At 71.7% G+C, this 21153-nt stretch carries 20 protein-coding genes and 1 riboswitch; of the genes, 1 reads left to right on the plus strand and 19 read right to left on the minus strand.

Features of this window, described 5'->3' with window-relative positions:
• Positions 1-178: 178 nt before the first annotated feature.
• Together ELQ39_RS04495 and ELQ39_RS04500 are read right to left on the minus strand one after the other, a co-directional pair.
• Entirely contained in the window at positions 179-964 is a 786-nt protein-coding gene (locus ELQ39_RS04495; RefSeq protein WP_190002259.1) for an SGNH/GDSL hydrolase family protein, read from the minus strand.
• Between the two features lie 236 nt (positions 965-1200).
• Positions 1201-2127 carry a M23 family metallopeptidase gene (locus tag ELQ39_RS04500; RefSeq protein WP_242591078.1) on the minus strand — a complete coding sequence of 309 codons (927 nt, stop codon included), beginning with the start codon at positions 2125-2127 and terminating at the stop codon, positions 1201-1203.
• A 4-nt stretch (positions 2128-2131) separates the two neighbouring features.
• Positions 2132-2296: riboswitch (cyclic di-AMP (ydaO/yuaA leader) on the minus strand.
• 522 nt (positions 2297-2818) lie between these two features.
• On the opposite strand from ELQ39_RS04500, the gene ELQ39_RS04505 reads away from it, so the two are divergent.
• The gene (locus ELQ39_RS04505; protein WP_190001719.1) at positions 2819-3616 is read left to right on the plus strand and encodes a tyrosine-protein phosphatase; all 798 of its coding nucleotides are present in this window, start codon (positions 2819-2821) and stop codon (positions 3614-3616) included.
• Positions 3617-3655: 39 nt separating this feature from the next.
• Here the strand turns inward: ELQ39_RS04505 and ELQ39_RS04510 are convergent, their stop codons facing one another.
• From ELQ39_RS04510 to ELQ39_RS04585, 17 genes are all read right to left on the minus strand, one after another.
• Positions 3656-3784, minus strand: coding sequence for a DUF6126 family protein (locus ELQ39_RS04510; RefSeq protein ID WP_019522556.1), 129 nt, complete (start codon positions 3782-3784; stop codon positions 3656-3658).
• Complete coding sequence (locus ELQ39_RS04515) at positions 3781-4404, minus strand: helix-turn-helix domain-containing protein (protein WP_190001718.1); 624 nt, start codon at positions 4402-4404, stop codon at positions 3781-3783. Before ELQ39_RS04515 ends, ELQ39_RS04510 begins: the two co-directional genes overlap by 4 nt.
• Positions 4405-4476: 72 nt before the next feature.
• Positions 4477-5892 carry an aspartate aminotransferase family protein gene (locus tag ELQ39_RS04520; protein ID WP_242591079.1) on the minus strand — a complete coding sequence of 472 codons (1416 nt, stop codon included), beginning with the start codon at positions 5890-5892 and terminating at the stop codon, positions 4477-4479.
• A complete protein-coding gene (gene dxs, locus ELQ39_RS04525) occupies positions 5889-7802 on the minus strand; it encodes a 1-deoxy-D-xylulose-5-phosphate synthase (protein WP_242591080.1) in 1914 nt (637 codons plus the stop codon). Before dxs ends, ELQ39_RS04520 begins: the two co-directional genes overlap by 4 nt.
• A gap of 28 nt (positions 7803-7830) precedes the next feature.
• Positions 7831-8985, minus strand: a complete 1155-nt coding sequence (gene ispG / locus ELQ39_RS04530) for a flavodoxin-dependent (E)-4-hydroxy-3-methylbut-2-enyl-diphosphate synthase (RefSeq protein WP_242591081.1) — start codon at positions 8983-8985, stop codon at positions 7831-7833.
• A gap of 6 nt (positions 8986-8991) precedes the next feature.
• A complete protein-coding gene (gene hpnH / locus ELQ39_RS04535) occupies positions 8992-10014 on the minus strand; it encodes an adenosyl-hopene transferase HpnH (RefSeq protein ID WP_190005606.1) in 1023 nt (340 codons plus the stop codon).
• 5 nt (positions 10015-10019) lie between these two features.
• Complete coding sequence (locus ELQ39_RS04540; protein WP_242591082.1) at positions 10020-10661, minus strand: 5'-methylthioadenosine/S-adenosylhomocysteine nucleosidase family protein; 642 nt, start codon at positions 10659-10661, stop codon at positions 10020-10022.
• A complete protein-coding gene (gene shc / locus ELQ39_RS04545) occupies positions 10661-12700 on the minus strand; it encodes a squalene--hopene cyclase (RefSeq protein WP_242591083.1) in 2040 nt (679 codons plus the stop codon). The genes ELQ39_RS04540 and shc overlap by 1 nt, the downstream gene beginning before the upstream one ends.
• Positions 12701-12815: 115 nt before the next feature.
• A complete protein-coding gene (locus ELQ39_RS04550) occupies positions 12816-13880 on the minus strand; it encodes a polyprenyl synthetase family protein (RefSeq protein ID WP_242595542.1) in 1065 nt (354 codons plus the stop codon).
• Between the two features lie 71 nt (positions 13881-13951).
• Entirely contained in the window at positions 13952-15382 is a 1431-nt protein-coding gene (hpnE, locus tag ELQ39_RS04555; protein ID WP_242591084.1) for a hydroxysqualene dehydroxylase HpnE, read from the minus strand.
• A complete protein-coding gene (locus ELQ39_RS32655; RefSeq protein WP_352055900.1) occupies positions 15379-15504 on the minus strand; it encodes a DUF6380 family protein in 126 nt (41 codons plus the stop codon). The genes hpnE and ELQ39_RS32655 overlap by 4 nt, the downstream gene beginning before the upstream one ends.
• Positions 15501-16451 (minus strand): presqualene diphosphate synthase HpnD, encoded by a 951-nt coding sequence (hpnD, locus tag ELQ39_RS04560; RefSeq protein WP_225628589.1) that lies wholly within the window; start codon positions 16449-16451, stop codon positions 15501-15503. The genes ELQ39_RS32655 and hpnD overlap by 4 nt, the downstream gene beginning before the upstream one ends.
• Complete coding sequence (gene hpnC / locus ELQ39_RS04565) at positions 16448-17359, minus strand: squalene synthase HpnC (RefSeq protein WP_242595543.1); 912 nt, start codon at positions 17357-17359, stop codon at positions 16448-16450. The genes hpnD and hpnC overlap by 4 nt, the downstream gene beginning before the upstream one ends.
• 361 nt (positions 17360-17720) lie before the next feature.
• Positions 17721-18500 (minus strand): ABC transporter ATP-binding protein, encoded by a 780-nt coding sequence (locus ELQ39_RS04570; protein ID WP_190005601.1) that lies wholly within the window; start codon positions 18498-18500, stop codon positions 17721-17723.
• On the minus strand, positions 18493-19428 hold the full coding sequence (locus tag ELQ39_RS04575; RefSeq protein WP_242591085.1) for an ABC transporter permease: 936 nt from the start codon (positions 19426-19428) through the stop codon (positions 18493-18495). Before ELQ39_RS04575 ends, ELQ39_RS04570 begins: the two co-directional genes overlap by 8 nt.
• 95 nt (positions 19429-19523) lie before the next feature.
• Positions 19524-20396: a glycosyltransferase family 2 protein gene (locus tag ELQ39_RS04580; protein WP_277994846.1), complete on the minus strand. Its 873-nt coding sequence runs from the start codon at positions 20394-20396 to the stop codon at positions 19524-19526.
• Between the two features lie 8 nt (positions 20397-20404).
• Positions 20405-21148, minus strand: a complete 744-nt coding sequence (locus tag ELQ39_RS04585) for a CDP-alcohol phosphatidyltransferase family protein (RefSeq protein ID WP_225628587.1) — start codon at positions 21146-21148, stop codon at positions 20405-20407.
• Positions 21149-21153: the final 5 nt, after the last annotated feature.

The raw sequence follows: 21153 nt of genomic DNA on the forward strand, positions 1-21153 counted from the left end.
GGGGGCGGTTGTGGAAACCGCCCCCGCCCACCCGGCCCGCGCGCCGAACCACTCAAGGGCCAAGACGCGCGAGCACCGCGCCCCGAACGGGCGCGGGGAACTGCGTGACCAGCCACGCACCCGTCCGCACACGCCCCGCGCCCGGCCGTCCCGCCTCCTGGCATCACGCCTCCTGGCGTCACGCCACCTTCGCGATCCTCGAGCGGATGTCCGCCGGGGACAGCGTCCCCTTCGCCGTGACGTGGTCGCCCGAGGACTCGCCTCGGAGGCGGCGGCCGATCCACGGGACCAGGTACTCGCGGGCCCAGTGGACGTCGTCCCGGCGGACCTCAAGGGTGCCGCGCGGCGGGAGAGGGGGCCACGGCTGCTCCGGGTCGGCCGGGACCCTGAGACCGAGGGCGAGGCCCGCGCGCAGTGCGACGCGGGTGTGGCCCTCGGGCGACAGGTGCAGCCGGTCGGCGTCCCACGCCCTGCGGTCCTGCACGCTGCGCAGCGACCACAGGTCGAGCACCGGGCAGCCGTACCGGTCGGCGACGGCCCTGACGTGCCCGTTGTACGTGGCGATCTTGCCGCGCAGATGCTTGAGCAGCGGGACGCCCCGGGTGTCGAACCCGGTGGTCACCAGGACCGTGCCGGCCACCGCCGCGAGCTGGGCGACCGCCTTCTCGAATCGCTCGGCCACCTCGTCCGGGTCGGTGCCCGGGCGCAGGATGTCGTTGCCGCCCGCGCAGAAGGAGACCAGGTCGGGGGCGAGTTCGACGGCCCGGGGCACCTGGTCGGCCACGATCTGGTCCAGCAGCTTGCCGCGTACGGCGAGATTGACGTACCGGAAGTCGCCCTCGGGCCTGCGGTCGGCGAGCAGAACGGCGAGCCGGTCGGCCCAGCCGACGAACGCCCCGTCGGGGCCGGGGTCGCCGACGCCCTCGGTGAAGCTGTCCCCCACCGCCACGTACGACCCGATCACTGTTGCCTTGTCACTCTTCGAATCGTCTGCCACAGCCGGACATGATTCACCTTCGGATGTGACCTACGCGACCGTAGGCGGGGGTTGACGCGCGGTGAGATAAGCCACTTCAAGGTTTGGCCAAGCCAGGAATAGGTACGGCCCGGGCCCGCCACCGGCCCGGACACGCCGAAGGCCGGCCCCGTGGATCGGGGTCGGCCTTCGGCGCGCGTGTCAGGAAGGGTGCCGCTCGGGGGTCAGATGGAGACGCCCTTGCCGCGGAGGTACGAGATCGGGTCCACGTCCGAGCCGTAGTCAGGGCTGGTCCGGATCTCGAAGTGCAGGTGCGGGCCGGTCACGTTGCCGGTCGCACCGGAGAGACCGACCTGCTGGCCGGCGCTCACCGTCTGGCCCGCCGAGACGGACAGCGAGGACAGGTGGGCGTACTGGGCGTAGTGGCCGTCGTTCAGCTTGATGACTACCTGGTTGCCGTACGCGCCGCCCCAGCCGGCGGAGACGACGGTGCCGGCGCCGACGGCCTTCAGGGAGGTGCCGGTCGGGACGCTGAAGTCCACACCGGTGTGGTAACCGCTGGACCACATGCTGCCGGCCACCTTGTAGGCGGTGCCGATGCCGCCGCCGGGCACCGGGGAGGTGAAGCCGGAGGCGGAAGCGGTCTGCGCGGACGCCTCGTTGGAGGAGGACTCCTCGGCGGTCTTCTGCGCGGGCTGCTCGGCCGGCTTCTCGGCCTTGGGCGCGGCGGGCTTGGCGGCCTGCGGCGAAGTGGACTGCTCCGGCGCGCTCTTGGCGGCGGCCTTGCCGTCGATGGAGAGCTTCAGACCCGGGTGGATGAGCGACGGGTCGTCACCGACGGCCTCGCGGTTGTCCGCGTAGAGCTGCTTCCAGCCACCGTCGACGTGCTCGGTCTCGGCGATCTTGGCGAGGTAGTCGCCGGCCTTCACGGTGTACGTGCGGGCCTCGTCGCCCTTTTCGGCCTTGGCCTGCTGGCCGGTCACGGAGAGCGACTGGACCGAGGTCCCGGGGGCGGACTGCGGCGTCGCGGCGTGCGCGCCGGTGGCGCCGAGGAACGGCAGGGCGAGAGCGGCGCCACCGGTTCCGGCGACGGCGATGGTGCGGGTGAAAAGCTGAGCCTTGGTACGGCGGTGCTTACCCTTCGCGGGCATGACGAATTCCTCTCCGGCGCCTACGAGGTGAGCTGTCGGGTGCGGACTGGAGATGTCCGGCCGCGTTGCTGCGCGGCTTAACCCCAAGCCTGTTTCCGGGGCCCGGAACAGGCAGTTGTACCTGTGGGTCCCCCGCTCCTGCCGTACGTCGGGTCAGTGTGTGCGGGCTCCGGGCGGCGGCAGGATTAGGCGTTCCGTCCGGATCGGTTGGGAACGTAAGCGACCTCGACGCGGCGAAACAAGCGCGGGTTCCCGGAAACCCCCTTTCGCCGTGATCGAAAGGGGGAAATGACGTCACCGTGCGTCGATCCCGTGGGCGACTCGCTCGCGAATTCCCTTGCCGCGGAGGGGGATTACGTGAACATGGCGACAGCATACGGTCACCGATATGACGATGCTCACGCGCCCCCTCCTCAATTCCCTTTCTACCGGGGCACGTTATATTCAATCACCCTAACCGGACAGTTCGCCTCAATTTCGTCAAATTCGGATGCCACAGCCGACACATTCGCGACATCCTGATCTTGTCGAAGGCAGCCTCTCGCTCACTCCCCACAATTGAACAAAACACGACACACTCCAACACTTCACCGGGCGGCCGACAACTCATTGCCCCAGGCAGGCATGTCGTATCGTCGAGTGGTGCCCGTCGACGAGCCGCGGCGACGGCGCGGAGTGGGAGGAGCCGTCCGTGACGCAGGAGATCCCGTCGACCGAGCCTCAGCTGACCGGGGTGCGCAACTTCCGCGACGTGGGCGGGCTGCCCACGGTGGACGGCCGGCGGGTGCGGCACGGGGTGCTGTTCCGCAGCGGTCACCTCGCCCACGCCACCGAGGAGGACGCCGCGTTCCTGGCCTCGCTCGGTCTGCACACCGTGTTCGACTTCCGCAACGCGGCCGACCAGAAGCTGGAGGGTCCGGACGTCGAGCTGCCGGGCGTGCGCAACGTCAACCTGCCGCTCAGCGACCCGGCCGACGGCGCGGAGTTCTGGAAGATGGTGCGCGACGGCGACCTGGACCAGCTGCGCGCGATCCTCGCCGACGGCCAGGGCGCCGACCGCATGATCACCTCGTACCGCATGATCATCAAGGAGCGCACCTCCGAGCACTCCCAGGTGCTGCGCGCGCTGGCCGAGGACAGCGTCCCCGCGCTGATGCACTGTGCGGCCGGCAAGGACCGCGCGGGCCTCTCGGTGGCGGTGACGCTGCTCGCCGTGGGCGTGGAGCGCGACGCGATCGTCGAGGACTACCTCAAGTCCAACGCCAAGCACCGCCGCTACAAGGTGCGGCGCAGCGGCAGCTCCCCCGACGCCTACTCCCCCGAGGTGATGGAGCTGCTCAGTCCGCTCTTCGACGCGCGTGAGGAGTATCTGGCGGCCGCCTTCGACACGGTCGAGGAGACCTGGGGCGGCGTGGACGCCTACCTGGAGCAGGGGCTCGGGCTCACCCCGGCCCACCGGGAGCGGCTGCGCGAGCGCCTGCTCGACTGACTCCCGCCCCGCCGCCCCCTTTTCGCCGCCCCGCGGCCGCTACTTCTTCGGCGCGATCTCGAAGAGGAAGTAGATGAAGGCCGCGAAGAGGTGTCCGACCACGATGTAGACGAACAGCCGGATCCACAGGGCCCGGGGGAACTTCTCCTCCATGTCCTTACCGCTCACGGGGTCTCTCCAGGGGTCGGGCCCAGGCACAGGGTGGCCGTGGGACTCTGCAACAGGGTGTGCACGAACAGCAGCTCGACCCCGTCGGGGTCCTGAGCGGCGATGCGGTGCGGGGTGAGCGAGTCGAAGTGGGCGCTGTCGCCCGGGGACAGCCGGTGCAGGGTGTCCCCGAGACGCAGCCGCAGCCGTCCCTTGAGGACGTACAGCCACTCCTCGCCGGGGTGGACGCGCACGATGTCGCCCTGGGAGCCGTGCGGCACCTGGACCCGCAGCGCCTGCATGCCGCGTCCGGCGGCTCCGGCCTGCCAGTACGTCCAGCCGCCGGCCGCGGTGGGTTCCATGTCGGCGGCGCGCACCACGGCGTCCCGGTCGACGGCCGCCTCCCCGAGGAGCTCGGAGACGGTCGTACCGTAGATCCGGGCGAGGGAGAGCAGCATCGGCAGCGAGGGCTGCCGCTGACCGGTCTCCAGCCGGGAGAGGTGGGCGGGCGACAGTCCCGCCTGCCGGGAGGCGGCCTCCAGTGTCAGGGAGGCCCGCCGGCGCAGGGCGCGCAGCTGGGGAGCGACCGCGGGAAGCGCCTCGGCAGGCTCGTCCCGCGGGTCGGTCTCGGAGGAGCTCATGCCTCCATTGAGCACCGAGGATTGCCTCTGGGGCAATTTCCTTGCCCCAGAGGCAAATCCTGTCGGACCCGGTCAGCGGTTGGCGACCGCCTGCTTCACCAGGGTCCTGCCGAAGTCCCAGATGAGTCCGCCCTCGTGCGCGTCGTCCATCACCGCGGTGAAGGCGTCCACGAACCGGTTCACGTCCCCCTCGTCGATGATCAGCGGAGGAATCAGCTTGATCACCTCCAGGTGATCGCCGGAGACCTGGGTGAGGACACGGTGCCGCTGGAGCAGCGGCACCACCACCATCTGCGCGAAGAGTCCCTTGCGGGCCGCCTGGAGCACGGCCCAGCGCGAGCGCAGCTTCAGCGAGCGGGGCCGGCCGAACTCGATGCCGATCATCAGGCCCCGGCCGCGGACGTCGGCGAGCAGCTCGTAGCGGTCGGTCAGGGCGGCCAGCCGGGTCCGCAGGAGGTCCCCGACGGCGCGCACGTGCGCCACGATCTGCTCGTCCTCCATGACCGACAGCACCGCGAGGCCCGCCGCCATGGCCTGCGCGTTCGAGCCGAAGCTGGCGGAGTGCACCAGCACCCGGTCCATCGACGAGAAGACCTTCTTGAAGATCCAGTCCTTGCCGAGCGTGGCCCCCACCGGCACGTACCCGCCGGACAGCGCCTTGGCCACGCACACCAGGTCCGGCTCCACGCCCTCCTCGTGCTGGTAGGCGTAGAAGTCGCCGGTGCGGCCCAGCCCGGTCTGCACCTCGTCGGCGATCAGCAGCGCCTTGTGGCGGTGCAGCAGGTCCTGCGCCGCCCGCAGATAGCCGGGCGGGGCCTCGTGCACGCCCTTGCCCTGGATCGGCTCCACGATCAGCGCCGCCACGTCGCCCTTGCGCAGCTCCCGCTCCAGCGCGTCCAGGTCCCCGAGCGGCACGGCGGTGTCGGGCAGCAGCGGGGCGAACCCGTCCCGGAAGCCGGACTCGCCGTTGACGGACAGGGCGCCGGTGGTCAGCCCGTGGAAGGCGTGCTCGCAGTAGAGCACCCTGGGCCGGCCGGTCGCGTAGCGGGCGAACTTCAGGGCGCCCTCCACCGCCTCCGTGCCGCTGTTGCCGAAGAACACCCGGTCCAGGTGCGGGCTGTGGACGAGGAGCCGTTCGGCGAGCAGGCCCGGCAGCGGCTGGCAGTCGAAGCGGGTGAGGTCGGCGAGCGACAGGTCCAGGACGTCGTGCAGCGCCTTGCGGACCACGGGGTGGTGGCGGCCGAGCCCCATCACCCCGAACCCGGCGAGCATGTCCAGGTGGTCGTTGCCCTCCGCGTCCCAGAAGTGGGCGCCCTCGGCGCGCTCGTAGACCTTGTCGAAGCCGATGGTGTGCAGCATGCGCGGGAGCTGCGGGTTGAGGTACCGGTTGTGCAGCTCGTAGCGCTCGGCCCCGCGCTCGGCCAGCAGCGCGCCGAGGTCGAACTTCCCGGCCTGTGACGACTCCGACGCGGACTCCGCGGTGGTCATGCCTGGTGCTCCTGTGCGTCCGGTGACTGTTTCGCGAGTTCCTCCCCGGCGGCGAGGCTCGCACTGATCCGCCCGGCGACGTCGACGGGCGTGAGACCGATGTCGGCGAGGACCTCGCCTCGCTTGGCATGCGCGAGGAACTGCTCCGGGATGCCGAACCGCCGTACCGGCACGTCGACCTCGGCGTCGCCCAGCGCCAGCGCCACCGCCGAACCGACCCCGGCCGCCCTGCTGTTGTCCTCCACGACGGCCACCAGCCGGTGCCGGGCGGCCAGCGGCGGGAGGGCGGGGTCGACGGGCTTGACCCAGCGGGGGTCGACCACGGTGCAGCCGATCCCGCGCGCCTGGAGCAGCTCCGCGGCCCGGAGGCAGACGGACCCCATCACCCCGACGGCCACCAGCAGCACCTCGGACTCGTCCGCGCGGTGCAGCACGTCCATGCCGCCGATCCGGTCCACCGCCGGGATCGCGGGGCCGACGGACTCCTTCGGGAAGCGCAGCAGGGTCGGCGCGTCGTCCACCGCGACCGCCTCGCGGAGCTGGGTGCGCAGCTGGTCGGCGTCGCGGGGCGCGGCGATGCGCAGGCCGGGCACGACCTGGAGCACCGACATGTCCCACATGCCGTTGTGGGAGGCGCCGTCGGTGCCGGTGACGCCGGCCCGGTCCAGGACGAAGGTGACGCCGCAGCGGTGCAGGGCCACGTCCATCAGGAGCTGGTCGAAGGCGCGGTTGAGGAAGGTGGCGTAGACGGCGACGACCGGGTGCAGTCCGCCGGTGGCGAGACCGGCCGCGGACACGGCGGCGTGCTGCTCGGCGATGCCGACGTCCCACACCCGGTCCGGGAAGCGCTCGGCGAAGGGACCGAGGCCGACGGGGTGGAGCATGGCCGCGGTGATGGCCACCACGTCCTCGCGTTCCTCGCCGATCCTGACGACCTCCTCGCCGAAGACCGAGGTCCAGGACGGCCCGCCGGAGGGGGTGAGCGGCGCGCAGGTGAGCGGGTCCATCACGCCGACGGTGTGGAAGTGGTCCTCCTCGTGGGCGAGGGCCGGTTCGTAGCCGCGGCCCTTCTCGGTGATGCAGTGCACGAGGACGGGGCCGTGGAAGCGCTTGGCGCGGCGCAGCGCCGACTCCACGGCCCGGATGTCGTGGCCGTCGATCGGGCCGACGTACTTCAGGCCCAGGTCCTCGAAGAGGCCCTGGGGGGCGAAGGCGTCCTTGAAGCCCTTCTTCGCGCCGTGCAGCGCCTCGTAGACGGGCGGGCCGACCACGGGGGTGCGCTGCAGGACGTTCTTGCCCCAGGCCAGGACGCGTTCGTAACCGTCGGTGGTGCGCAGGGCGGCGAGGTGGTTGGCGAGGCCGCCGATGGTGGGGGCGTAGGAGCGTTCGTTGTCGTTGACGACGACGATGAGCGGACGGTCCTTGGCGGCGGCGATGTTGTTCAGCGCCTCCCAGGCCATGCCGCCGGTGAGCGCGCCGTCGCCGACGACGGCGACCACGTGCCCCTTCTCGCCGCGCACCCGGCGGGCCTTGGCGAGCCCGTCGGCCCAGCCGAGCGCGGTGGAGGCGTGGCTGTTCTCGATGACGTCGTGCTCGGACTCCTCGCGGGAGGGGTAGCCGGAGAGGCCGCCCTTGCCGCGCAGCTTGGAGAAGTCCTGACGGCCGGTCAGCAGCTTGTGCACATAGCTCTGGTGGCCGGTGTCCCACAGGATGCGGTCGACCGGCGACTCGAAGACCCGGTGCAGGGCGACGGTCAGTTCCACCACCCCGAGGTTGGGTCCGAGGTGGCCCCCGGTCCTGGCGACCGCGTGCACCAGGAACTCCCTGATCTCGTCGGACAGTTCACCGAGTTCCGCCTCGGTCAGCGCCTTCAGGTCACGTGGTTGCCGAATGCTCTCCAGAATCGTCACGCTCGGGCCCCCTTCGGTTCCGTGCTGCTCAGCTCACGGTGACGGCCGGCTCCCCCGACGCGATACCGTCCTTCTCCATCTGCTCGGCGATCTTCATCGCCTCCTCGATCAGCGTCTCCACGATCTTCGACTCCGGCACGGTCTTGATGACCTCGCCCTTCACGAAGATCTGCCCCTTGCCGTTGCCGGACGCCACACCCAGGTCCGCCTCGCGCGCCTCACCCGGACCGTTCACCACACAGCCCATGACCGCCACGCGCAGCGGCACCTCCATGCCGGTCAGACCCGCGGTGACCTCCTCCGCCAGCTTGTACACGTCCACCTGCGCCCGCCCGCACGACGGGCAGGACACGATCTCCAGCCCCCGCTGGCGCAGGTTGAGGGACTCGAGGATCTGGATGCCGACCTTGATCTCCTCCACCGGCGGGGCGGAGAGGGAGACACGGATGGTGTCGCCGATGCCCTGCGACAGCAGCGCGCCGAACGCGACGGCCGACTTGATCGTGCCCTGGAACGCCGGACCCGCCTCGGTCACACCCAGGTGCAGCGGGTAGTCGCACTGCTCGGCGAGCTGGCGGTAGGCCTCGACCATGACGACCGGGTCGTTGTGCTTCACCGAGATCTTGATGTCACGGAAGTCGTGCTCCTCGAACAGCGACGCCTCCCACAGCGCGGACTCCACCAGCGCCTCCGGGGTGGCCCTGCCGTACTTCTGCAGCAGCCGCCTGTCGAGGGAGCCCGCGTTCACGCCGATACGGATCGGGGTGCCGTGGTCCTTCGCCGCCCTGGCGATCTCCTTGACCTGGTCGTCGAACTTCTTGATGTTGCCCGGGTTCACCCGCACCGCCGCGCAGCCCGCCTCGATCGCGGCGAACACGTACTTCGGCTGGAAGTGGATGTCCGCGATCACCGGGATCTGCGACTTCTTCGCGATCACCGCCAGCGCGTCCGCGTCGTCCTGCGTCGGGCACGCCACCCGCACGATCTGGCAGCCCGACGCGGTCAGCTCCGCGATCTGCTGCAGCGTCGCGCCGATGTCCGACGTGCGCGTGGTCGTCATCGACTGCACCGACACCGGGGCGTTCCCGCCCACCGCCACGGAGCCGACCTGGATCTGCCGGCTCTTCCGGCGCACGGCGAGCGTGGCCGGGACCTCGGGGAGGCCCAGGGAGACTGCGGTCATCTGTGGTCACTCCCTGTTCGACGAGACGGTCTCGCGCATGGCGCGCAGGGACTCCTTCAGGGAGCCCATGGTGGCGAGGACGGCGGTGGGCTCGTAGCCGCAGTGGGCCATGCAGTTGGCGCAGCGCGGGTCCTTGCCGCGGCCGTACCGGTCCCAGTCGGTGTCCTCGATGAGCTCCCGGTAGGTCGGCACGTAGCCGTCGCTCATCAGGTAGCAGGGGCGCTGCCAGCCGAACAGGGAGTAGTTGGGGATCGCCCAGGCGGTGCACGGGAAGTCCACCTTGCCCTCGAGGAAGTCGAGGAACAGCGGCGAGTGGTTCAGCCGCCAGCGGCGCCGGTTGCCGCCCGCGAAGGCCTTCCTGAACAGCTCCCGGGTCTGCTCCACGCCCAGGAAGTGCTCCTGGTCGGGCGCCTTCTCGTAGGCGTAGGCGGGCGAGATCATCATCTCGTCGACCTTGAGGTCGTCGTTGAGGTAGTTGAGCACCTCCACGACGGTCTGCGGGGTGTCGGTGTTGAAGAACGTCGAGTTGGTGGTGACCCGGAAACCGCGCCGCTTGGCCTCCTTGATGGCCGCCACGGCCTCGTCGAACACGCCCTCCTTGGCGACGGACTCGTCGTGCCGCTCCCGCAGCCCGTCGATGTGCACCGCGAACGCGAAGTACGGCGACGGGGTGAACTTGTCCATCTTCTTGCGCAGCAGCATGGCGTTGGTGCACAGGAAGACGTACTTGCGGCGGGCCACCAGCTGACGGACGATCTCGTCGATCTGAGGGTGCATCAGGGGCTCGCCGCCGGCGATCGACACCATGGGCGCGCCGGACTCCAGGACGGCGCCGACGGCCTGCGCGACGGGCATGCGCTGCTTGAGCACACCGGCCGGGTGCTGGATCTTGCCGCATCCCTCGCACTTGAGGTTGCAGGCGAAGAGCGGTTCCAGTTCGACGATGAGCGGGAACTTGTCCCGCCCGCGGAGCTTCTGTTCGGCCAAGTATGTAGCGACCTTGATGGACTGACGCAGCGGCATGGCCATCTGGCTCACCTCCTGGGGAGCAGCAAGGAACGGTGCCATTCATAGAAAGCCGGCAGTACGGAACGAAGGACACGGAAAGCCGATATTCCACCGCGGACCGTGCCGATACGGACGAGTTCGTGTTCAGGAGCGTCCACGACCACCCGGACGGCCGCAACCGGGCGCTCGGCCGCGCGGACGGCGCTCAGGAGCGTGGCCGCGGACTCCATGTCCACCGCGATCGCGCCGGTGGCGAGCAGGTCGGAGCGTTCGTGGCCGCGGACGACGTGGTCGGAGCCGGTGAGGGGGCCGGTGTGCACGGTGCGTCCGGGCACCGCGCGCACCAGCTCCTTCACCAGCAGTTCGGTGCCGACGCACGGCACGGTGCCGCGCGGTTCCCGGGTCTCCTCGGCGACGACCAGGTCGCCGGGGTGCATGCCGGCGGCGAGGCCCGCGCAGAAGCCGGTGGCGAGGACGGCGGCCCCGTGCAGCGCCGGGTCGGCGAGCACCCGGGTGACGGACCGCTCGGCCGCCGCCGGTCCCATGCCGGTGCGCAGCACGGTGACCGGCCCGCCCGGGGTGGTGCGCTCCCGCCTGCGCAGCGCGAACTGTTCGATGCCGAGCGCGCAGGCGATCAGCAGCGGGGCGGGGGCGGGCCGGCCGCTCATCAGCTGCCCTTCGCGTCGGCGAGCGCCTGCACGGAGCCGGCCGTCGCCTCGGCCGGCTTCGCGGCGAACGGCTCGCCGTGGACGTACCGGCCGAGCGCGGTGAGCGGGAAGACCTGCCGGTAGAGGTGGTAGTTGATGGAGAAGTCCCAGGGGAAGCCGGTGCCGGTGAAGTACGGCTCGTCCCAGGAGCCGTCCTCCCGCTGGGTGTTCGCCAGCCAGGCGACGCCTCGTTCGACGGCGGCGGAGTCCCGCTCCCCCGCCGCGAGCAGCGCCATCAGCGCCCAGGCGGTCTGCGAGGCGGTGGAGGCGCCCTTGCCGCTCCACTCCTTGGCGTAGCGGTAGGAGCGCAGGTCCTCGCCCCAGCCGCCGTCCTCGTTCTGCACCTTCTCCAGCCAGGCCACGGCCCGCCGGATCGCCGGGTGGGACGTGGGGATGCCGGCCGCGGTCAGGGCGGGGACCACGCAGCCGGTGCCGTAGACGTAGTTGACGCCCCAGCGGCCGAACCACGAGCCGTCCGGCTCCTGTTCGGCGAGCAGCCACTCCACGCCGCGCCGGGTGCGCGGGTCGCGGGCGAGCCCTTCGACCGCGAGCATCTCCACGACGTGCGCGGTGACGTCGGCCGACGGCGGGTCGATGACCTCACCGAAGTCGCAGAACGGCAACCGGTTGGGGAACGGGCTGGTGTTGTCGACGTCGAAGGCGCCCCACGCTCCGTTCTTCGACTGCATGCCCAGGTTCCAGCGCACCCCGCGTCCGACGGCGTTGTCCAGTCGCTCCGGGTCGTGGTGCTTGACCCGGCGCAGCGCGAGGACCACCTCGGCGGTGTCGTCGATGTCGGGGTAGTTGTCGTTGTGGAACTCGAAGGCCCAGCCCCCCGGCGGGAGATGAGGGCGGCGCACGGACCAGTCGCCGGGCCGCACCACCTGCTCGCCGAGCATCCAGTCGGCGGCCTTGACCAGTTGCGGGTGGTCGGCGGGCACGCCCGCGTCGGCCAGTGCGATGGTGGCGAGACAGGTGTCCCACACCGGGGACTGGCAGGCCTCGATCATCCGGGCGCCGTCCTCGCGCCACACGGCGAACCGGTCCAGGGACTCCAGGCCGGCGCGCATCACGGGGTGGTTGAGGTCGTAGCCGAGCAGGTGCAGGGCGATGACCGAGTACACGGCCGGGGGCTGGATGCCGCCCCAGCAGCCGTCGTTCTCCTGGCGTTCGATGATCCAGCGGGCGGCGGTGTTCATCGCGGCCCGGCGCAGCCGGCGCGGGACGGCTCTGCGCAGCGCGTGCAGGCCCTTGTCCAGCCGCTGGAAGGCGCCGTCCCAGGTGTTCGCCGGGGCGAGCGGCCGGGGAGGGTTGGGGTTCGCCGGGTCGGTGTGCAGCTCGTCCAGCGGGAACGGGGCGGGGCGTACCGGCCGCTTGGCGGAGACGATGGTGAGCGGCACGATGGTCTGCCGGGCCCAGCAGCCGAAGTCGTAGATGTTGAGCGGCACCCAGGTGGGGAACCAGATCAGCTCGGGCGGCAGTTCGGGCAGGTCCTCCCACTTCCACCAGCCGAACAGGGCCAGCCAGATGCGGGTGAAGACCCGGGAGGCGGCGATGCCGCCCCGCTCCCGGATCCAGGCCGAGGCCTTCGCCATGTGCTCGGCGTCGGGGGCGTCGCCTGCCAGCCTCAGCGCGACGTACGCCTCGATGGTGGTGGAGAGTTCGCCGGGGCCGCCGTGGAAGGTGGCCCAGGTGCCGTCCTCGCGCTGCTCCCCTCGGATGAACAGGGCGGCGGCGCGGGTGGTGTCCTCGTCGCGGATGCCGAGGAACTGGCGCAGCAGCAGGTCCTCGGCGTCCATCGTGACGTTGGTCTCGAGGTCACCCTTCCACCAGCCCTCGTCGTCCTGACGGGACAGCAGGAAGTCGGTGGCGCGCCGTACGGCGCGGGCGGCGATGTCGGGTACCCCGGCCGCCTCGGGGCTGTCGGTGTCGTGTTCGCTGGCCGCGGTGAGCCGGGACGGCGAGGCCGCCCCGGTGCTTCCGTCGGTCGTCGCTGTCATGGCTTCCCCTTCGTGCAGTCCTGCAAGTGGTGCGTCTGCTGTGGGTCCGCCGTCGGCCGGCGGGGGTGCTCCCCACCGGCCGGCGACTACGCGAGGGCTATTCGACCGATAGTGATCATCTCTTTCGTACGACGACGAAGTCCGCGAGGGCCGTGAACTGTTCCCGCACCCGGTCGGGCATGTCCACGACGTCGAGGGCCTCGATGGCGATGGTGTGCTGACGTCGTGCCTCCTCGGCGGTCCACTCACGGCCGCCGGCCTCCTCGATGAGGGCGGCACGGGCCGCGAACTCCTCCTCGGAGAAGTTCGCGAAGTCGCTGCTCTTGGCGTCGGCGGCGAGGATTTCGCCGAGCCGGGTGGCGGCCGGGCCGTCGGCGGCGAGCGCGGCCACGACCGGGAGGGACTTCTTGCGCTGGCGCAGGTCGCTCCAGGTCTGCTTGCCGGTGGACTCCGGGTCGCCCCAGATGCCGAGCAGGTCGTCGACCGCCTGGAAGGCCAGGCCCAGGTGGTGGCCGTAGCGCTCCAGGGCGTCGGCGGTGCGCTCGTCCGCGCCGCCGAGGACCGCGCCGATGGAGCTGGCGCAGGCGAGCAGGGCTCCGGTCTTGTTGCCCTCCATCTCCAGGCACTCCTCGACGCTGACCCGGTCGCGGTGCTCGTAGGAGATGTCCTGGGCCTGGCCGTCGATGAGCGCGCGGCTGGCCCGGGTGAGGCGGCGCGTGGCGCGGCCGGCCTCCGCGGTGCCGAGCTCCAGGAGCACTTCGTTGGCCAGGGCGAACAGGGCGTCGCCGACCAGGATGGCCTGGGCGGGGCCGTGCACCTTCCAGACGGTGTCGCGGTGCCGGCGCTGCTCGTCGCCGTCCATCAGGTCGTCGTGCAGCAGCGAGAAGTTGTGGACCAGCTCGACGGCGACCGCGCCGGGCACGCCGGTCTCCGGGGCGGCGCCGGTGACCTCGGCGGACAGCACGGCGAGGGCGGGGCGCACGGCCTTGCCTCCGTCGCCGTCCGCGGGCCGGCCCTGGGCGTCGATCCAGCCGAAGTGGTAGGCGGCGACCGTGTCCATGGGAGGCGCCAGGCGGTCGACGGCCGCCCGCAGTACCGGCGTGGCCAGGGTCCGCCCGCGCTCCAGGAGCGCGGACACGTCCACCGCGGTCCTTCGAGCGGCCTGCGAGGCCGGGGGCACAGTGGGCACAGTCTCTCCTCTTGTTGCGGTACCGGGGGTGCGGGGACCTGCCGCGCCGCTTCGCTGCAGCATCAGGCCGCCTCCTCGAGGGCGAAGAGGTGGCGCGGGCGGGGCCGGCCGAGGGCGCCCAGCGCGGCGTCCGCCGCGCCGACACCGCTGCGGACCGCACTCTCCATGGTCGCGGGCCACCCGGTGGCGGTCCACGCTCCGGCCAGGTAGAGGCCGGGTGCCTTGGTGCGGGCGCCGGGCCTGAGGCGTCCGACGCCAGGGGCGGGAGCGAAGGTGGCGGTGCGCTCCCGGGTGACGAAGAAGTCCAGGACCTCGGCGCCTCGGGTGCGCGGCAGCAGCCGCCCCAGTTCGGGCAGGTACCGCTCGCGCAGGTCGGCGACGGGTGCGTCGATGTCGTCGTGGGCGACCGACTGGGACAGCGCCAGGTACTGGCCGTGACGCAGTCCGGAGGCGTCGGTGCGGTCGAAGACCCACTGCACGGGGGTGCCGAGGGCGGCGAAGAAGGGACGGGTGAGCACCGTGCGGTCGTAGACGACGTGCACGTTGAGGATGGGGGCGGTGCCGATGCCGAGCAGCCGGTCGGGGTCGTCGAGCGCGCCCGCGGGCAGCAGGTCGTACGCCTCTCGCTGGGGCACGGCGAGGACGACGGCGTCGGCCCGGAGTGTCTCGCCGGGGATGCCGACGGCCCAGCCGCCTTCGCCGTCGGAGTGGACGGAGGTGACGCGGGTGCGGGTCTCGGTGCGCACGCCGGCGGCGTCGAGGGCCTTGCGGGCGAGCCGGTCGTGCAGGTCGCCGAGCGGCACCCGGGCCCAGCCGATGTCGGCGGCGCCGGGGTCGGAGAGCAGGCCGGTCTTGAACACCATCGCGGCGAGCGCCAGCGAGGAGTCGCCCGCGACGGCGTTGAGGGTGGCGACGCCGACCAGGTCCCACAGGGCCTCGACGGCGCGCGGGGACTGGCCGTGGGCGGCGAGCCAGCTGCCGAAGTCCTGCTCGTCCAGGGCGGGATCGTCGAGGTCGAGGCCCTTCAGCGCGAGCGCGGCGCGGCCCACCTTCGCCCGGTCGGCGAGCGACAGGTGGGGGTACGTGGCGAGGCTGCGGCCGAGGTGGAGGGGCACCGGCAGCGGGTCGCGCCGCAGCCGTCCCAGCCGTCGGCCCTCGGGGCGGTCCGCGTCGACCACGGGCACGTCGAGGCGGTCCTGCAGCGGGGCGAGGCCGGCTCCCCCGATGCGGTCGAGGAACCAGCGGTAGGCGGTGCAGCAGCGCAGGTAGACGTGCTGGCCGTTGTCGACGGTCAGGTCGCCGCGCCGGAAGGAGAAGGCGAGTCCGCCCAGCCGGGGCCGCCCTTCGAGCAGGGTGACGCGCACTCCGGCGTCGGCGAGGGCGAGGGCGGCGGTGGTGCCGGCCAGTCCGCCGCCGACCACGACGGCGTGGCGTCCCGGCGGGACCGGGCCGTCCGTGCGCGGGGCCCCCTCGGAGCGTGTGCCGTGGCTCATGCGCCCTCCCCCGACCGGCCGGGCCGCGTGACAGGTGCGCGGCCGGCCGTCTCGGTGAGGGACGCGGGGGCGCGGCGGAGGGTTGCCCGCCGCTTTCCGTCCGGGTACGGGGTGTCCCTCATGCGCGCCTCCCGACGGTGCGGCGGGCGACGTGCCGGGTGTCGAGGCCGGACAGGCCGCGCACCGCCACGTACGCCTTCTCCCGTCCGGGCAGGGAGACCCGGCCGCGCAGCACGGCCTCGGGGTCGCGCTCGATGCGCTCCAGGAGGCGGCGGTAGATGCCGGCCATGGCGGCGACGCAGGCGCCGCTGCGCCGGTCGAGCATGGGAAGCAGGCGGTATCCCTCGGCGAAGAGGGCGCGGGCCCTGCGGGCCTCGAAGTGCACCAGGCCCGCGAAGTCCGAGCCCTGAGGCGGTGTCGGTCCGGCGAAGCCGTCGGAGCAGCCGAACTTGGCGAGGTCGTCGGCGGGCAGGTAGGTGCGCCCGTTCTCGGCGTCCTCGCGGACGTCGCGCAGGATGTTGGTGAGCTGGAGCGCCAGGCCCAGCGTGTCGGCGTACTCGGAGGCGCGTTCCACGCCGCGCGCGCCGGGCTCGGTGCCGAACACGCCGAGGGAGAGCCGCCCGATGGCGCCGGCGACGCAGCGGCAGTAGACCTTCAGGTCGTCCCAGGTCTCGTACGTCTCGCCGCGCAGGTCCATCTGGACGCCGTCGATGAGTTCGTCCAGGCCGCCGAGCGGGATCGGGAAGTGCGTCGCGGCGTGGGAGAGGGCGACCGCGACCGGGTCGGTGTCGTCCTCGTCGACCGCGCCCTCGCGGATCCGGGTGAGCAGCGCGCGGGTGTCCTCGAGACGGGAGACCTTGACGTCCTCGGGGAGCGGGCCGTCGCCGATGTCGTCGACCCGCCGGGAGAACGCGTACAGGGCCGACATGGCGCGCCGCTTGGGCGTCGGCAGCAGCCTGATGCCGTAGGCGAAGTTGCGTGCCTGCTGGCCGGTGACGGTCTCGCAGTAGCTGTAGGCGGCGAGTACCGGTGCGGACGCGGATGGCTGGGACTCCACGGTCCGGATCACCCCTTTCCTCGCAGAGTCACGCCCGTCTCGCGCAGCAGCTGCAGCGTGCCGGGCTTGGGCGGGCCGGGAAGTACGTCGTAGTCGGCGGCCGCGATCGCGCGCACGGCCGCCCTTCCTCCCGCCACGAACCCCGCGAGCAGGAGTCTGAGCCGGCCCCGGACGCTGCCCACCAGGGGTGCGCCCTCCTCCAGCAGGTCGAGGGCGCGCCGCGCCTGGAACGCGACGAGTGCGCGCACCGAGGCGCCGGCGGTGGGCGCGGCGAGGTCGGCCTCCTGGACGTGGAAGCGTTTCATGTCCGCGGCGGGCACGTAGACGCGGTCGCGGCCGAGGTCCTCGGCGATGTCCTGGAGGTGCTCGACGATCTGCAGGGCGGTGCAGATCGCGTCGGAGCGGCGGATGCGCTCCGGGGTGGCGGTCCCGGTGACGGCGAGCACGAGGCGGCCGACCGGGTTGGCCGACAGCTCGCAGTAGGCGAGCAGGTCGTCGTAGGTCTCGTAGCGCGTGACCAGCTGGTCCTGGCGGTTCGCGGCGATCAGCCCGAGGAACGGCTCGGGGCTCAGCGCGCGGCGGCGGACCGTGGGCTCCAGGCGGAGCAGCAGGGGGTGACGGGGGGCCGGCCCCGTCGGGGCGAACACGCGGTGAAGATCGGCTTCCAGGGCGTCGAGGAGGGTGAGGCGGTCTTCGGCCTCGTCGTCGGGGACGCCGAGGGCGCGGGCGTCGGCGCCGCCGGGGGCCAGGTCGCCGTCGCCGATGTCGTCGACCAGACGGGCGAAGCCGTAGACCGCCATGAGGTCGTCGCGCCAGGCCCTGGGCAGGAAGAAGGGCGCCACCGGGAAGTTCTCGGCGGCGGCCTTGTCGAGGGTGGCCCGTTCGAGGTCGGCGGGGCGCGCCTGGCCGGCGGCCGTCATCGCGGACTGCCCGGGAAGAGGACGGCGCATGCTGAGTTCAGCCGGGGAGTCTCCGAAGCCATTGCCGTCACATCTCCCGTTCTACACTGCTGACCCAATTCACACTATTTCGGACACGCCGCCCAGGCGTCCACCCGACGGCGCCGAGGGAGGGTGTCGGGCATTATGGCCCTGATTGCCGCCTTTCGGGGACCGCTACAGCTTACGTTGCACAACGCGCCGTTCCTCGACGGGGGTCTTCCGCGCTCCACGACAACACATCGTCCGGCGTCAAGATTCCGTCGTGCACGAGGAGTTGACGCATCTTTTGCAGACGCCGGGCCCCGCCGGACCGTTCCGGCGGGGCCCTGGGCAAAGCGGGCTACTTGCCGGTGAACTTCTCGTACTCGCGGAGCACCTCGTCGGTGGGCCCGTCCATGCGGAGTTCACCGCGCTCGAGCCACAGCACCCGGTCGCAGGTGTCGCGGATCGACTTGTTGTTGTGGCTGACCAGGAACACCGTCCCGGCCTCCTTGCGCAGCTCGCGGATGCGGGCCTCGGAGCGCTTCTGGAACTTCCGGTCGCCGGTGGCCAGCGCCTCGTCGATCATCAGGACGTCGTGGTCCTTGGCGGCGGCGATGGAGAACCGGAGGCGGGCGGCCATGCCGGAGGAGTAGGTGCGCATCGGCAGGGTGATGAAATCGCCCTTCTCGTTGATCCCGGAGAAGTCGACGATGTCCTGGTAGCGCTCCTTGATCTCTTCGCGTGACATGCCCATCGCGAGCCCGCCGAGGATGATGTTCCGCTCGCCGGTGAGGTCGTTCATGAGGGCCGCGTTGACGCCGAGCAAGGACGGCTGGCCGTCGGTGTAGACCTTGCCGCGCTCGGCGGGCAGCAGTCCGGCGATGGCGCGCAGCAGGGTCGACTTGCCGGAGCCGTTGGACCCGATCAGGCCGATGGCCTCGCCGCGGTAGGCCACGAAGGACACCCCGCGCACGGCGTGCACCTTGCGCACGCCCCGCTCCTCGCCTCGTCCGAGGATCCGGCTGAGCGCCGCGGTGGCGCTGCCCTTGCCCGAGCGGGCGCCGTTCACGCGGTAGACGATGTGCAGGTCGTCCGCGATGACGGTGGGCACGCGTGCGCCCGTCTTGTCGTCAGCCACGGCCGTACCTCTCCTCTGCCTTCCAGAAGTAGACGAAGCCGACCACGCCGGCGAGCACCGCCCAGCCGAGCGCGAACGCCCAGATGTGCGGCGGCAGGTAGGACGAGTCGTACTTGTCGATCAGCGCGAACCGCACCAGGTCCATGTAGACCGCGGCCGGGTTCCACTGGAGCACGTCCGCCAGCCAGGACGGCACGTTCTTGTCCTCCAGCATCGCCGGGATGGAGAACATCACCCCGGACGCGTACATCCAGGTCCGCAGCACGAACGGCATCAGCTGCGCCAGGTCGGGGGTCTTGCTGCCCATCCGCGCGAAGATCAGCGCGAGGCCGGTGTTGAACACGAACTGCAGCGCCAGCGCCGGCACCACCAGCAGCCACGACAGGTCCGGGTAGCTCCGGAACGCCACCATGACGACGACCAGGACGATCATCGAGAACAGCAGCTGCTGGAGCTGCTGGAGCGCGAACGAGATCGGCAGCGACGCCCGGGGGAAGTGCAGCGCCCGCACCAGCCCCAGGTTCCCCGAGATCGCCCGGACACCGGCCAGCACCGAGCTCTGCGTGAAGGTGAACACGAACACGCCCGTCACCAGGAACGGCACGTAGACATCGCTCGGGATCCCGCGCCGGGCGCCCAGCAGCAGACCGAAGATGAAGAAGTACACGGCCGCGTTCAGCAGCGGCGTCGCCACCTGCCACAGCTGCCCCAGCTTCGCCTTGCTGTACTGGGCGGTCAGCTTGGCCTGCGAGAAGGCCAGGATGAAGTGCCGCCGCCCCCACAGCTGGCGGACGTACTCGCCGAGGGACGGGCGGGCGCCGCTGACGGCCAGCCCGTACTTGGCGGCCAGCTCGGCCGCCGAAAGGCCGCCGTCGGGCGACAGGGGCGCGCCGACCGCGACCGTGCCGTCGTGCGTAGTCTCACTCACGGGTGGATTGTCTTTCGTCCTCGATGTGCGTGGCCCGCGCGGGCCGGCCAGGAGCCGGGGACCGGGTGGGGCCGGATCCCCGGACTCGAAGCTTGTCAGATCACCGGGGGCCGGCCCAGTCGGGTCAGCCGCCACACCGTACGCCACTTCATGGGGCGACGGGGTCCGCAGGGCGAGGTCCAGCCCTCCTTGAAGCCGCCGAACCACGCCTTGAGGGCGGGGCCCGAGGGGCGGCGCAGGAGGGTGAGGAGCAACCACACGCCCAGGTACACCGGGACGAGCGGGGCGGGCAGGTTGCGCCGGGCGAGCCAGACGCGGTTGCGGGCCACCATGCGGTGGTACACCGCGTGCCGCGAGGGGGCGGTCGTCGGGTGGTACAGCACCATGTCGGACCGGTAGTCGATCATCCAGCCGGCGTCGAGGGCGCGCCAGGCCAGGTCGGTCTCCTCGTGGGCGTAGAAGAACTCGTCCGGCAGTCCGCCGACCTCCGCGAGGACCTGGGTGCGCACCGCGTTGGCGCCGCCGAGGAAGGTGGTCACGCGGGAGGAGCGCATCGGGTCGGAGGCGCGCAGCCGGGGCACGTGCCGGCGCTGGGTGACGCCGGTGTCCGGGTCGGCGATGCGGAAACTGATGATGCCGAGCGAGGGGTCCTCGGCGAACGCCTTCCGGCACAGCTCGGCGGTGTCGGTGTGCGCGAGCAGGCCGTCGTCGTCGAGGAAGAGCAGGATGTCGACGTCCCGTCCGCCGGGCCCGAACGCCTCGATGCCGACGTTGCGCCCGCCGGGGATGCCGAGGTTCTCGGGCAGCTCGACGGTCCGGACGCCCTCGGGGACGTCGGGCACGGGCGAGCCGTTGCCGACGACCACGACCTGGATGGGGTCGCCGTCCTGCTTGGCGACCGAGTCGAGCAGGGCACGCAGTTCGTCGGGGCGGTTGCCCATGGTGATGATCACCGCGCCGACCTTCATGCCCGCGCTCACTTCAGCCTGCTCGAGACGAGGACGGACACGAGGTGCAGCAGGGTCTGCAGCAGGGCGATCCCGGCGAGCACCGCGGTGCCGAGGCGGGTGAAGAACAGGTCGCCCCGGGCGGAGTCGAGGACCGCGAGGAGCAGGATCAGCAGGGACGCCTCTATGCCCAGGATCAGCCGGTGGAACTTCAGGGCGGCGGCGGCCCGGCGGGCGAGCGCCATGCCGGAGGAGCGCGGCTCGGCCGCGGACTCCTTCACCGGGGGCATGCCGTTCTGGTGGCGGGCGACACCGACCAGGTCGGTCTCCGCCTTGATGAGTATCGCGCCCAGCGCGGCGAGGGTGCCGAGGAACGCCCACAGCCAGTCGATGCGGCCGGTGCCCCACAGGTCGGCGGCGCGCAGTCCGAGGCCGACCAGCACGGCGGCGTCGGTCAGGTAGGCGCCGACGCGGTCCATGTAGACGCCGGCGAGGGAGTACTGCTTGCGCCAGCGGGCGATCTCGCCGTCGACGCAGTCGAGCAGCAGGTACAGCTGGACCGCGACCACCCCGAGGACCGCCCCCGTGATGCCGGGCACCAGGAGGGCGGGGGCCGCGAGGACACCGCAGAGGGTCATCAGATATGTGAGCTGGTTGGGGGTGACCCGGGTGTTCACCAGGTAGCGGTCGACCCGCAGGGACACCTCGCGCATGTAGAGGCGTCCCATCCAGTGCTCACCGCTGCGCCGGTCCTTGACCCCTGCGGGGTGCACGACCG

Origin of the sequence: Streptomyces sp. GB4-14 (assembly GCF_022696125.1) — a bacterium.
GTDB lineage: Bacteria > Actinomycetota > Actinomycetes > Streptomycetales > Streptomycetaceae > Streptomyces > Streptomyces werraensis.